We start from the raw sequence: 12,968 nt of genomic DNA, 5'->3' as shown, positions 1-12,968 counted from the left end.
TTAAATAGGAATTAAGATATGTCAGATAGCCCATTAAAAATGGTGAATACAGTAAACCGTTTTTTGCACATGAAGATTGATAGAGAGGACGAGCTGCAGCAAATAGTTGAGTTGGCAGCCAATATATGTAATGTACCGATAGCAATGATTACATTTATGGATAATGAGACGCAGCATATCAAATTCAAAGCAGGTACTGATCATAGCGAGGTTTCTTTTAATGACAATTTTTGCAGACATACCGTTATGCAAAAAGAATTGTTAATTATTCCTGATACACTGGTGGATGAGCGTGTGAAGAATAACCCATCTGTAGTTTACAAGCCCCACCTCCGGTTTTATGCAGGGTCACCGCTAACAACTTACGATGATTATAATATAGGTACTTTGTGCGTCTACGGTATAGCTCCTAAAACCCTGACAATCATTGAGCAAAAGATGCTGCACCGGCTTGCCAGGCAAGTTACCCGCTTGCTGGAATTTGATGCCAGCCTTCAGCTATTGAAAGAACAATATGACTTTTCACGTGTAGAAGAAATTAAGCTTCGCTCTTTCTTTGAAAGTTCAGGTTGCTGCCATTTGCTGCTGGACACTGACCTTCGTGTGCTTTCTTTTAACAATACCATGGTCAATTTACTCAGGAACAACTATCAGCTAACAATTGCAGAAGGCATGGAGGTGAATGATTATATTGAACCTGGGTTTGTTGATGAATTCATCAGGAATTGTAAACGCGCATTAATGAGAGAAAATGTTAGTATTGAAGTCATCATGGAATCGCCAAAAGGGAGTAACCCATGGCATCTTATTTTCGAACCTGCTTTTGATTCAATAGGGGCCATTGTAGGTGTTACTTATAGTGCAACTGACATTACACAAATGGTAAGGGATGAAAAAATGGTGGTAGAACAAGGAGAATCTCTTCGTCAGATCGATCGTATTCTCTCAGCTGACTTACATCATCCTCTTGAAGTGATCAAAGGTACAATGGCTGCTATGAAACAGCAAGGTTACCCGGATGGTGTCATGGAGTTTAAACTACTGGAAAAGGCATGTGATGAACTTTTAACAAGGGGAGTTTAATCATTTTATCAGAGGAACGAAATGTTGAGAATATACCTTCATTAAACTCTTCTATAGGTTAAATTGTTATTAGTTAAACTACATTTCACATGCCATATAATGAGTTAAAACGGCTGGAGGCGGTAAATCGATTTCTAAAGGTTAAGGTTGATAAACAGGAAGAATTTAAAGAAATCGCCCAGTTAGCTGCAGATATTTGCGACGTACCAAATGCCTTAATCACGCTAATAGGCCAGGATACAGAATATATTTTATTTAATGATAGGTTTGTACCCAACTCTGGCAGGGATCAATCCTTTTGTCATTTCGTAGTAGAAAGTAAGGCTATAATAATTGTTCCAGATGCGCAATTGGATGCTAATCTTAAAGATTATGATGCGGTAACACGTGAGGCCGGTATCCGCTTTTATGCAGGCGCACCGCTAACTACCAATGACGGACAAACACTGGGAAGTTTATGCGTTTTTGACCGAAAACCAGGACAACTCACCGAAATCCAAACAAAAATGCTGCAAAACCTGGCCAAACAGGTCATCCAGTTATTAGATTTTGAAAGCAATCTTCACTTTCTAAAGGAACAATATTTGAATGCCAAAAAGCTTGAACTGAAAATGAATTCATTTTTTGAAAGCACCACAAGCAACCACTTATTGCTGGATAGGGATTTGAACATAATTTGCTGTAATAAAGCAGTTAAACTATTGATCAAGAAAGCTTATGGTGTTGAATTAAACCCAGGAATGAATATTATGCAGTTCATTGATTCTAATTATATGGCTGACTTTATTAATAATTGTGGTATTACGCTATCAGGAGAAAGTATCAGACTGGAACTTTTACACAATTATGGAGTATTCTCCAGTTGGTTTATAGACAGTTATGATCCAGCTAGAAACAATGATGGTGAAATTATCGGCATATCTTATAATTCCATCGATATTTCCAAAAGAATAGCCTCTCAGCAGACCGCTTTAGCTCAGCAACGTAAACTTTCCCGTATTGCATTTATACAGTCTCACGAATTTCGCAGACCCGTAGCAACGATCAAAGGCATGCTTAATCTGATGGAAATGGATGGATACGATGAGAATTATCCTTTGTTAAAAGTGATCAAAAACAGCGTAAATGAGATAGATGACAGCATAATTGAAATCGTAAATTTTACAGTTAAAAACACTGAAAAAACAGGCTATTGAAGATTTTAATTTTTAAGCTCAAATCAATGATGGTTTTGATAAATACACCCTTAACTATTCAGATAATTTGCATAATCTGACTAAATGTTGAGCTATTTTTGCCGGCGTTTCTACAATTATTGGGTGATCGCCTTCAATAACTGACATTGGCATCCATGGAATTTTCGCCGAATCGGGGTTTTGTACCAGAACCTTTCCACCCATTTCTTTAATTTTTTTTGCCCCCTTTAATCCATCGTTACCTCCACCTGACAAGATTATACCAATTCCTATTTCCCGAAGCTCTATGGCAAGAGATTCAAATAAAATATCCACACAAGAATTAACAACTTTGTCGTCTCTTTTTTCTACTTTCAGTAATCCATCTTTTACAGTGACTGTGGTGTCTTCAATGATTACATAGATTTTTCCCATCTCTAATTTCGTGTCCTTCTCCAATCTAATTACTGGAAGTTTAGTATGTTTCTTAAGAATCTGATCTAATAAACTCTGACGATCACGCATAAGATGAGTCGCCACTACATAAGAACTTTTCATTTTATATGGTAAGTGGTCAAAAAACTCAGTTAAAGCGGGAACGCCTCCAGCAGAAGCACCTATTCCGACTATGAAAAATGAATTTGTCATAAATATATTTTTAGGATAATTGGTTTTAACAAAGAACCTGTATGCTTGTTTTAAATTAAACGAGTGAGGGTATGGGACAACCAAAAAAATCAAAAAAGCAGCCATTTTTACTCCTATTATAAACTAAGGACAGGAAAATGTAATAAACCAGGTAAACATAAATCAGTAATCTATTTTCTACTGTAAACTAATCTCAGTACAGAATTTGCCCTTTGTTCCAAAATGGTCTTATCATGCTATTATTTGGTCTTATCAAGTTACCCTTCCGTAAATGGTCAATGTAGCTTTGTGGCATCGTAATATTTAAAGTACACAAGCCCCTTGCTATTATGGGATTGTCAAGAAGAGTATGACAATTTACACTTTAAACAATTATATACCTGAAGGATAATCCTTCAATTCATTTCATAAATTTTAAAAATACAGTGTTTACATTTTCTTACGTTTTACCAGATTTCCAAAAATGGATTTTTCGTATCATTAGTCTCTCGTTCTTTGTTGGTGGTACAGTTGTCATTTATGATGTAATCAGTGCACAACTTATTCATGCCACATGGGATTTACTGATCATTTTCTGCATCAATGTACTTTTATGTTATATGATGTGCTTTATATTCTGGCGGGGTACTAAACGCCGTATTCATACGATTATTGATGATAAACAGATTGAAACCAGCAGCCCAAGATTATTCAATTGTCAAACATTAGTTATAGACTGGAACCTGGTAATTGTTGTAGATATGCGAGAGCACGTTACAACAAAAGATTGGGATCTGATTATTGACTTTAGATACCTGAATGATACGAACACTAAAATCAAAAAAATTAGTATGAGGCTTTCTATGTACGGGATAGATGAGTTCAACAAGATTATTAATGTGATCAAAGCTAAAGATAATGGGATCCGTTTGACACCCCATTTCCATGAAACGGAGCAGTTATTTTTAAAGCTGCTGAATAGCGAAAAATAATATGTAACCTGCCTAATTTCCTAAATCATGTTTGAATTTTTTATATTTTAAATATATTAAGGTAAAAAACGTTCTTTATTTTGTGTAATCTTATATTTGCGGTTTAATTGAGCTTATATGTTAGCGTATCAGCCTGTCGCTGATTTTAATAGGATAGACACAACATGACCACTATACAAGACTTACAATCCCTTTATAATCAAGGTGAATTTCCAAAATGCCTTGAATCTTTGAACCCTTTTCTCCTGGTTAATCCTGATAGTATTGAAGCGCTGCTGCTCAAAGCCAGATGCGAATATCAATTAGCTAGTCAGACTTTTGATCCCGATCGAAACGATCTATCACTATATACAACTGCATATCATAGTTTTGAATACGTTTTAAAACTTCAGCCTACTCATGAGGAAGCGATGTTATATGCTGCCTATATCAATATCTTTGTAACACAAGATAACTTATCAGAAGCACAGGTTTACTGTGATATCCTTGTTTTTTCAGAAAACGAAGATACCAGGCTAAAAGCAATAGGCTACCGCCGTCAGGTTAATTTTATGCTGGGAAATATGGAACTTGTATTAGAGGATATAGACTTAATGATTGCACATTTTAAAGCACTATATCCTACTAACAGAAGCATTCTCGACAAGGAATTAAGCCTGCTTTATCTGGAAAAGACGAATATTTATCTGTGGCATAAAGAAGATGCGCTGCAAGTGTTTCAAACCTTCAGAGAAGGTAGGGCTTATCCACATCAAAATTATCTGACACATAATGCAGTTGCTTTACTTGCCTTAGATTACCAGCGACTAGAACTGGCAGGAGAGGCTGCTTTTATGGCGTTTACTTACAGTGATGAGCAGCCCAACCAAGAGCTGATTGACCTTTACCACAGAATTAATGACTTAAGCGCCAAAAGTAAACTGAATAAGCTTTTGGTACACAGTTTAATAATGGCTTTAAGAAGGTTTTCTGAACATTTAAAGGCAGATCCGATCGAAATATTAAGTCTTTCTCTTAGTTATATGAAAGTTTATCCTGATTGGGATATTCCATATCATTTTGCAGGTACATTTTTATTTGATGAGAAGAAGTATGCAGAGGCGTTACCCTATCTGAAAAAGAGTTTAGAAATAGGAGGGCTGGCGCGAGGACTGCGCCGTTATGTTGATGCGAATTGCCGCGTTACAGGGGAATTACCTACTATCGAATCTTTACCCGCAGATTCTCCTGAAGCATATTATACCGCGGGCTGTGATTTTTATTATGAGTCTATCCCAAATATATGGACTGAAGAGTTAGCTGAGGAATTACAGCAACTCAAAGTCAAGTTTTATGACATTTCTTATCAGGGTTTTTATGAATATTTCTACAATAACACTGGTGAAAGTTTAGCTAACGAGGTCCATACTTTTGCCATGTGCTGTAATAATTACGGAATAGCACTTTCTGAAATCGGAGTTTATGAAAAAGCTGCTGAAGTTCACGCTATTGGTTATTCTCTTTCTCCTTTTTGGGAGCAGTTGAATAGCTGGGGAACTGCGCTTAAAGGACTGGAAAAATATGAAGAGGCGATAGAAATATACGGAGCGGCCGCAAGCTATAGTAGTGATTATCTGTCTTTTTCAGATTACCTGAGGCTCAAAGCTGAGATTCTGGATATGACTTATAAATTGGGACGTAATGAGGAAACTTATGAAATCTTAGATGCAATAACTGAAGAATACGACTCTTTTCTGGAAATCAACAAGAAAGAGCTCGCAGAACATCAGCTGTTTGAGCTAAGTGAACAATATATTATCATTCAAAATGTCCGCCATGATCTGTTGAGTAAAGGAAGCCCGGAAGATGCAATTAAGGCATGGCAAAATGAGCTGGTTAAAAACCCTGATGATAATTCTGCATGGTTTATGCTGATGCAGGAATATTATATTATCAAAGATTATAGCCAGTGTATCGCTTGTGCAGACAATTATCAATCGGTGAAGAAAGAAGCGATACAAGATACTTCACGTTGCAAAATCCATTATATGCGCGGGTTATCTTATATGAATCTGGGCAATTACGAAAAAGCAATTGAAGATCTGAAAGCTTTAATTGCGCCACTAAAGATAGTTTACCCAGATAATGAGTACGAATTGAGCAGAGCTTATCTTCAGCTGGCTGATTGTTATTTCATCTTAAATAAATGGGATAATTGTAACGAAGTGGCTTACCAGGCCATATTATGTTATATCAGGAATGAATGGGCTTGGGATGATGAGCTTTTGAAAGTGAAATTACAATATGCAGATGCGTTACATGCCACAGGTTCTAAAAGTGAAGCCTTAGAAAATATAAAGAATATACTGGAAGCTTACCCGGCTAATGAAGAAGCGCTAAAAAGGAAGAAGGAGTGGAAAAAAGGATTGTTTTCTTTTTTTAAGTAATTATTTGATGTCATGAAATTAAGTTTTTAAGAATATTAAGTCAATTATTGGTTCAATAACGCATAATTTTGAATTATTAAAACAATAATTAACTTATAAATTAAATATTATCATAAATATCAATTAAGCCCATTATGGGGCTTTTTGCGCTTACACTAATTTTTATAAACAGTTTTACCTTCTTTGATCGTTTCCATAACCTTTATTTCATTGATTTTTTTCGGATCAGCTTTTATGGGGTTCTGATCCAGAATCACAAAGTCAGCATTTTTTCCTTTGACCAAAGAACCTTTCACATCTTCTTCAAAGTGTTGATAGGCAGGCCAGATGGTCATTGCCTGTAAAGCAACGTAAGGAGATATTTTCTGTTTTGGCCCTAAAAGATAATTTGTACGTGTTGTTCTGTTAACTGCTGTAGAAATCAGTTGCATTGAATTTGGAAAAATAACAGGAGCATCTGAATGGATGCTGAACTTCATTTTGTTTTCCAATAACCAGCCTGTTGGAGACATGTTTTCTGCACGTTCTGGCCCTACAACTGATTGACGGTGAAAATCACCCCAGTTAAAAGTATGCAAAGGGAATAAAGAGGCAAAAATATCGGCATCCATTATTTCCTTTACCTGATCGTGCCGCAAAAATTGGCCATGTATCATAACTGTACGGCGATCTTTGGCAGGATATTTAATAGCAGCAGCTTTATCCATTCTGATGAGCTGATCAATTGCTGCATCACCATTTGTATGGGTTAATAATTGCCAGTTGTTTTTATAGGCGAGTTCAAACCATTTAATCAATTTTTCATCGGTAAACGCTGGATAGCCAGCATAAGTAGAATCCTGTCCTGCCGGAACTTTATAATATGGTTGGGTAAACCAGGCAGTTTTTCCCTGAGGGGAGCCATCCATTGTTATTTTCACACCACCAATCCGGAAATGATTCGTGTATTTCTTTGACATTAACGGCCCCCGAAGAATACTGTCTTTGCTTAAAAGAACCAAATCGGGGTAGGATACAATGTCAACTTTAAAGGCTCCTTTTTTCGCGAGTTCTGGTAGCACCTTAATATTTACAGGTGTCGTTTTACCATCCTGTATAGTGGTAAAACCGTTCTTTATATAAATAGCTTCACTTGTTTGTATCATCGAGGCAACTTCTTCCGGTGTAAATTTCAATGGCAGCTTTGGTATGATCTGGAAAAAAGCATTTTCCTGTAAAACTCCATTTGGCGTTTTACCATCTGCTTCCCGTTCAATTATACCTCCATCGGGATTCTTAGAATCGGCAGTAATCCCAACCATTGCCAGTGCTTTACTATTCAAAACTGCTAAATGTCCTGATTGATGAATTACGATAATTGGCAGTTGTGTTGAAACAGCATCTAATTCCTGTCTTATTGGACTTCGTTGTTCTTTCAGCTGAGAGTTATCATAGTTCATCACCAGCACAATTTGATGCGCTTTAACGATCGGCGAAACTGCCATAAACTCACGAAGTACCTTTTGCAGTTCATCTATATTTTTCACAGGGCCATCTGGTGGCGACAAAAGATTTGCTGATACTGATTGCAAACCAACCTCACTGAAGTGGCTGTGTCCATCCACAAAACCTGGCAATAAAGTTTTTCCTTCCAGATCATTCATTTTTGTGTGAGTTCCATTAAGTTTATTTGCATCTGATTTAGTCCCTGCAAAAATAATCTTACCATCTTTTACAGCGATTGCTTCAACATAATTAACAAAATCACCTTCCATAGTTATAATATTACCACCATAATAAATGGTATCTGCAGTGCTTTTATCAACTGGCCTTTTAAAGGAGTTGTTACAACTGAAAAATAAATAAATTGTCACTATAAATAATATAAGAAGACCTTTTTTCATAGTTTTTATATTAATGTTTATGTCCATAACTATACGGACATCCACTTTATGCTCAATCTACAATTAATATTTATGATCAGATTATTTTAGTCTAAAATCACAATTAGATTTATTGTGTCTATGATATAAAATTAAGCCAGAACACATCAAATAAACAATCCAGCTTCAGGTGTAAATAAACAGGGATTAATGGCCGCTTTTAATGATATTGGTATCGTTACTTTGCCTAATGGCAAACATTTAGCCATTTCAGTATTTATGTCTGATTTTAAGGCTCCAAAAGAAAGAGGTGAAAATGCAATTGCAGCCATTTCAAAAGAGATATGGGATTACTATTCGGTAAATCATTAACCCTGTAGGCAGGAAAACATATTTTTAATAATTTCCTGGGAATACTTACTGGATACATTGATGATAAAATCTGGAAAATCTATTGGCGAATGCTCATTTGATTCATCAGAAATAATTCTCAAAATAACAAAAGGGATCTCATACTCATAACAAACCTGGGCTACTGAAGCACCTTCCATTTCGACGCATAAAGTGGCAGGTAAATTTGAAAACAAATCATCTTTATCATTTTGATCTCGCAAAAAATTTATCGCCACTTGCAATACTTCCCTTATGCAATTCAGGATTAGTCAGTGAGAACCTGTCTCTTTCATCCTGGCCAATAAAAGGCCGGGCTTGATTACCGATGATTTCGTGAATGGCTTTCTCTGCAATAGCCATCAGATTAGAATCTGGTTTAAAATAAGTAACTCCTAACAATGGAATTTCATATCTATCCATTAAAGGCCTTGCATCCATATCATGCTGAACCAATTGATCTGCAATAACAATGTCACCTATTTTTAATGCCGGATTTATTGCACCGGCAACGCCTATAAATATTAAGTCTGTGATGTTGAATTTAATAATCAGACTGGTTACCGTACTTGCAGCAGCGACTTTACCCCATCTGGAGAAAACTACAACTGATTTGGTTCCGTTGATAAAGCCTGTATAATAGGTTCTCCTGCCGTATGTGAACTCTTCTACAGCGGTCATGAGTTTGAGGATGCTATTAATTTCCTCATTCATAGCCCCCATTATCCCTATTATTTTTTCACTCTTCATAAACACCGATTCTTTATGTTAATAATTTACAAATGCAGCTAAATTCTATAAAGATTTAAAAGAATAAATAATTTTTTCTGCAGCTTTAGCTCCGTTAACAGCAGTTACCGGATAAGCCACAATAATTCTCTGGATTCGTTTATCCTTACCTTCAAGATAAGCCGCCATAATCTGCATATCCACGGCTAATGCCTTTGCGCTGAATTTATAAACTTTTGCAGGATACGAATTAATAATTGTATCAATTACAACAGTCGTTTCTTTAGCATCTTTTGCCTGCTTGCTGTAAAAATCGAAGTTATAATCAGTACATCCTTTTAGTCCATATGGAAATTTGTTTAGCGTACCTTCTTCTGTTCTTCTTTTTTCGTAGCCTTCTTTTTTAATGGTTTCGCCCTTTATGATAAAGGTTTTGGTTTCATCTTTACCTTCGTATGAATACCAGGCTTCTTCTGGTGCTACTTCTGTAATACCCGCCGGTACTTTAATTTCATATTCATTTTTAACAGTTACTGTCTCAAAAGGACTATCCATGTCTATTGATGTATTGATCATATTATTACAGGAAGCAAAAAACAGGGCGATAAACATCGTAGCAATAGGAACTAATTTCTTCATTTATATATTTTAATTAAAAGGCGAAAGATAGGGGTAAAATGAGATATAATCTATTTGGTAAGACTGAATTGAGCTAACAGCATTAATCTTTGAGCTTATAATAGCTTTTTAGATTCTTTGTATTGCGCATTAAATAAATATATTTTAATTATTAAAACAATAGTTTCTATAAGATCAAATCAGCCATTGACAATACCAATAAACAAACGAATACCTGCGCCGCTAGTATAAAGAAAATTGCGGGTCAGCCTATCGCTGATAATAGATATGACAATCTAAAAGTAAATTCAAGGCTAATATATAGATTTGATTAGTACATCTACAGGAGAGAAGCCAAACATCTTCTTGTACATTCTTGAGAAATATCCTGGATTGTTGTACCCAAGTTCATAAGCAATATCATTTATATGATTGAAATCGCCACTTTGCAATAGTTTTTGTGCAAGCAGGAGCTTCTCATTTGAGAAAAAATTGCTTGGACTATCTTTCAATATCTTTTTAAAAAGAGTTTTGTATTTAGTACCCGACATCCCTGCAATATCAGCCATGACTGGTATACCAGGGAATTCAGTTAAAAGATTATCTAGTAAATATTTAGAGGTTTTGAGAATATTATCAATATCTTGTTGTGATAACTTATTGATAATTGGTTCAAAATCAGCAGTACGATCAACTATATAATTTAAAAGGTACAACGCAATATGTTTAAGCTTTAATTCAAATGAAGAACTGGAAAAATGGTGATCTTCTTTTAACTTATTCAGTAAAACTTTACTTCTGCTATCAATGTGACTATAGAAAAATAATGTATTTTTGGACTCGTCAAATAGTAAGTCACTAAGTTCAGCGGTTCTGTTAGTTGCTGCTAGTAATTTATAATAATTTTTATCAACTAATAATCTCAAACTATATGAACGTTCATTAACAGGAGGGATAATGACACCAGTTACGGAACTATCCATGAAACCCATCCCCAATTTTGAATGGTATCCCGCTTGATGAACTGTATCTCCAAGAATATGGGTTGTTATTTCATCTCCTATATCGTAATAAATCATATAGTAATTATGATCTTTTGCAGCTCTTGTAATTGCAACTGGTACATGAAATGTCATGTCTAAAAGATGTACAGACAGCCCCGGTAAGACTTCTAAAAACACGGACCCTCCAGAAGCAATTTCCTCTGGAATAATTAATAATTTATTGTCAATCAGAGTGGCTCCTAGATTCTCGACTATTTGTTGTTGCCATTCTGGCGTTAATGTGTAGTGATACGTAAATTCCAATCTTTTGTTGATCATGCTACAATAACGTTAGATACTCTTTAGGAGTAATGCCAAAGGCTCTTTTGAATTGTTCAATTAAATGTGAGGCATCTGTGAAATTAAATTTAACTGCTATCTCTCCAACTGTATAATTGCCGGTTTCCAATTTCTCTTTTGCGAAAGACAGTTTATTAGTTAAAAAGAAAGCATTAGGAGTTATTCCGATTATTTTTTTAAAAAGTCTTTTATATTTTGTCTCCGACATGTTTGCATCAGTTGCCAATTTAGTTATCCCAGCAAACTGTTCCTCAATATGTTCTACTAAGTAAGCTTGTGAGGCTATAATATTTACCACATCTTCTTGAACTACTTTCTCAAGTATAATTTCTTGATTAGCTGTCTGGTCCAGATAGTCACAAAGCAATCCATATACTGTTCCAATTACCATTGTCTCATAAAGAGCTCCAGTAGCATTAGTTTTTCGTAGTTCATTCATTAGCCACCAGGCTTGACTGCCCATTCTGTCAAATTTAACTATCGTGTTTTTCTCCGAATCAAAAACAGAGTCTAAAATCTGATCATATTGCTCAGTTTTAGAAAAGTAATTTTTCAATGCACTTTTTTTAATAAAAATAGCTAACATAAATGTTGTACAGCCCATTTTAACAAGATAGTCTCCACCCAGATTTGCATCGAACACAGCAAGATTACAGCCCCATCTACCAGCTAGTCTGGAAACATCATCTAAAATATGTACAGCATCACCTTCAGTAAGATTATAGTAAACCCCAACAAAGTCATCACGAATATTTCGTAATCTATAGATTACATCTTCATTATAGGTAACATCAACAACAAATGCTGTCATATTATCATTGATAGGAAGTATAAATCTTGTTCCTGGCCTGGCTTCTCCGGGAACCACAATATTGTTCCCATCTACGTAACCGCCTAATTTAGGAGCTATATCAGTAACCCATTCAAGTTCAACACCGTACTGATGAATAACTTCTCTCATAAATTACATTTCCGTTAATTTTTATCTATTCCAAATATAGTTAAATAAAAGTCTGAATGGGTTATTAAAATACCCGATCAGATCTTTATTTTGATTAGCTGGTATTACTATAGGTTTCTGATTATCCCGTTAATTATTTTCTTTTTGTAAGGCTTGAGTCAACCTTATTTTGCTACTAAAATGTCTTATTCTGGCTCATTCACAAGTAATTAGTAATGACTTTTGCACCTGTTCTAACTCTTATCAATCTAACAGATAACCAGCCTTATAAGGTGTAACAATGAAAAAGACAAGTAAAAAAATATTAACCGGATTATTTATGCTATTAGGTATTGTAAATATATCTAATGCTCAGGAAAAAGACGGTGGTGTAGGTATAGGCACAACTACTCCTGATCTAAAATCTATATTAGACATCGTCTCTACAAAAAAGGGTATACTAATCCCAAGATTAACTACTGAAGGACGTGAAACATTACAAAAAAGCGGCACTAATAATATCGTGATTAATGGTATGCTAATCTTCAATATTGATACGCAGAAATTTAATTATTGGAGTATTGATCATTGGGTCGATTTATCTTCGGGTGGATCGGGATCACTGGGGCCAGAAATAATAGTTAAAGAAGGGATTCCAACACAGCCTATAGGTAAAAATGGAGATTTATATATAGATTCTATCACAGGCAATTATTATCTAAAGATAGGCGACAAATGGATTTATGAAGGAAATTTGAAGGGTCCTCAGGGTATTCCTGGTAC

General features: G+C 35.4%; 13 protein-coding genes. 6 read left to right on the top strand and 7 right to left on the bottom strand.

The window, feature by feature from the left end; all coding sequences use genetic code 11:
- The first annotated feature begins 69 nt into the window (after window positions 1-69).
- Window positions 70-1,083 (top strand): GAF domain-containing protein, encoded by a 1,014-nt coding sequence (locus LY11_RS11125; RefSeq protein WP_170132670.1) that lies wholly within the window; start codon window positions 70-72, stop codon window positions 1,081-1,083.
- A gap of 89 nt (window positions 1,084-1,172) precedes the next feature.
- A complete protein-coding gene (locus tag LY11_RS11120; RefSeq protein WP_111633774.1) occupies window positions 1,173-2,279 on the top strand; it encodes a GAF domain-containing protein in 1,107 nt (368 codons plus the stop codon).
- 54 nt (window positions 2,280-2,333) lie between these two features.
- On the opposite strand, the gene LY11_RS11115 is transcribed toward LY11_RS11120, so the two are convergent.
- The gene (locus tag LY11_RS11115) at window positions 2,334-2,906 is read right to left on the bottom strand and encodes a chemotaxis protein CheB (protein ID WP_170132669.1); all 573 of its coding nucleotides are present in this window, start codon (window positions 2,904-2,906) and stop codon (window positions 2,334-2,336) included.
- A 425-nt stretch (window positions 2,907-3,331) separates the two neighbouring features.
- On the opposite strand from LY11_RS11115, the gene LY11_RS11110 reads away from it, so the two are divergent.
- Window positions 3,332-3,877, top strand: coding sequence for a hypothetical protein (locus LY11_RS11110; RefSeq protein ID WP_111633772.1), 546 nt, complete (start codon window positions 3,332-3,334; stop codon window positions 3,875-3,877).
- Window positions 3,878-4,041: 164 nt separating this feature from the next.
- The gene (locus tag LY11_RS11105; protein ID WP_111633771.1) at window positions 4,042-6,303 is read left to right on the top strand and encodes a tetratricopeptide repeat protein; all 2,262 of its coding nucleotides are present in this window, start codon (window positions 4,042-4,044) and stop codon (window positions 6,301-6,303) included.
- A 155-nt stretch (window positions 6,304-6,458) separates the two neighbouring features.
- On the opposite strand, the gene LY11_RS11100 is transcribed toward LY11_RS11105, so the two are convergent.
- Window positions 6,459-8,186, bottom strand: a complete 1,728-nt coding sequence (locus LY11_RS11100) for an amidohydrolase (RefSeq protein ID WP_170132668.1) — start codon at window positions 8,184-8,186, stop codon at window positions 6,459-6,461.
- Window positions 8,187-8,375: 189 nt separating this feature from the next.
- Here LY11_RS11100 and LY11_RS26890 point away from each other — a divergent pair, with 189 nt between their 5' ends.
- A complete protein-coding gene (locus LY11_RS26890; protein ID WP_211321529.1) occupies window positions 8,376-8,537 on the top strand; it encodes a hypothetical protein in 162 nt (53 codons plus the stop codon).
- Here the strand turns inward: LY11_RS26890 and LY11_RS27290 are convergent.
- The 5 genes from LY11_RS27290 to LY11_RS11075 form a co-directional block, all read right to left on the bottom strand.
- Window positions 8,534-8,794 (bottom strand): phosphorylase family protein, encoded by a 261-nt coding sequence (locus LY11_RS27290; RefSeq protein ID WP_394340913.1) that lies wholly within the window; start codon window positions 8,792-8,794, stop codon window positions 8,534-8,536. The genes LY11_RS26890 and LY11_RS27290 overlap by 4 nt on opposite strands.
- Complete coding sequence (locus tag LY11_RS11090; protein WP_211321527.1) at window positions 8,763-9,305, bottom strand: phosphorylase family protein; 543 nt, start codon at window positions 9,303-9,305, stop codon at window positions 8,763-8,765. Before LY11_RS11090 ends, LY11_RS27290 begins: the two co-directional genes overlap by 32 nt.
- A gap of 45 nt (window positions 9,306-9,350) precedes the next feature.
- Entirely contained in the window at window positions 9,351-9,923 is a 573-nt protein-coding gene (locus LY11_RS11085) for a hypothetical protein (RefSeq protein WP_111633769.1), read from the bottom strand.
- 293 nt (window positions 9,924-10,216) lie between these two features.
- Entirely contained in the window at window positions 10,217-11,224 is a 1,008-nt protein-coding gene (locus tag LY11_RS11080) for a helix-turn-helix domain-containing protein (protein ID WP_111633768.1), read from the bottom strand.
- 1 nt (window position 11,225) lies between these two features.
- The gene (locus LY11_RS11075) at window positions 11,226-12,206 is read right to left on the bottom strand and encodes a helix-turn-helix domain-containing protein (protein ID WP_111633767.1); all 981 of its coding nucleotides are present in this window, start codon (window positions 12,204-12,206) and stop codon (window positions 11,226-11,228) included.
- Between the two features lie 280 nt (window positions 12,207-12,486).
- On the opposite strand from LY11_RS11075, the gene LY11_RS11070 reads away from it, so the two are divergent.
- A partial coding sequence (locus tag LY11_RS11070) for a hypothetical protein (protein WP_211321526.1) occupies window positions 12,487-12,968 on the top strand: 482 nt, incomplete at its 3' end.

Source organism: Pedobacter cryoconitis, from assembly GCF_003259615.1.
Classification (GTDB): Bacteria; Bacteroidota; Bacteroidia; order Sphingobacteriales; family Sphingobacteriaceae; genus Pedobacter; species Pedobacter cryoconitis.
This window is presented reverse-complemented; position numbering and strand designations above follow the sequence as displayed.

What these genes read in the sequence shown, in the direction of transcription:
- LY11_RS11105 (WP_111633771.1), top strand. Translation starts at nt 4,042, where the DNA reads ATGACCACTATACAAGACTTACAATCCCTTTATAATCAAGGTGAATTT.
- LY11_RS11100 (WP_170132668.1), bottom strand. Translation starts at nt 8,186, where the DNA reads ATGAAAAAAGGTCTTCTTATATTATTTATAGTGACAATTTATTTATTT.
- LY11_RS11085 (WP_111633769.1), bottom strand. Translation starts at nt 9,923, where the DNA reads ATGAAGAAATTAGTTCCTATTGCTACGATGTTTATCGCCCTGTTTTTT.
- LY11_RS26890 (WP_211321529.1), top strand. Translation starts at nt 8,376, where the DNA reads ATGGCCGCTTTTAATGATATTGGTATCGTTACTTTGCCTAATGGCAAA.
- LY11_RS11120 (WP_111633774.1), top strand. Translation starts at nt 1,173, where the DNA reads ATGCCATATAATGAGTTAAAACGGCTGGAGGCGGTAAATCGATTTCTA.
- LY11_RS11115 (WP_170132669.1), bottom strand. Translation starts at nt 2,906, where the DNA reads ATGACAAATTCATTTTTCATAGTCGGAATAGGTGCTTCTGCTGGAGGC.
- LY11_RS11125 (WP_170132670.1), top strand. Translation starts at nt 70, where the DNA reads ATGAAGATTGATAGAGAGGACGAGCTGCAGCAAATAGTTGAGTTGGCA.
- LY11_RS11090 (WP_211321527.1), bottom strand. Translation starts at nt 9,305, where the DNA reads ATGAAGAGTGAAAAAATAATAGGGATAATGGGGGCTATGAATGAGGAA.
- LY11_RS11080 (WP_111633768.1), bottom strand. Translation starts at nt 11,224, where the DNA reads ATGATCAACAAAAGATTGGAATTTACGTATCACTACACATTAACGCCA.
- LY11_RS11075 (WP_111633767.1), bottom strand. Translation starts at nt 12,206, where the DNA reads ATGAGAGAAGTTATTCATCAGTACGGTGTTGAACTTGAATGGGTTACT.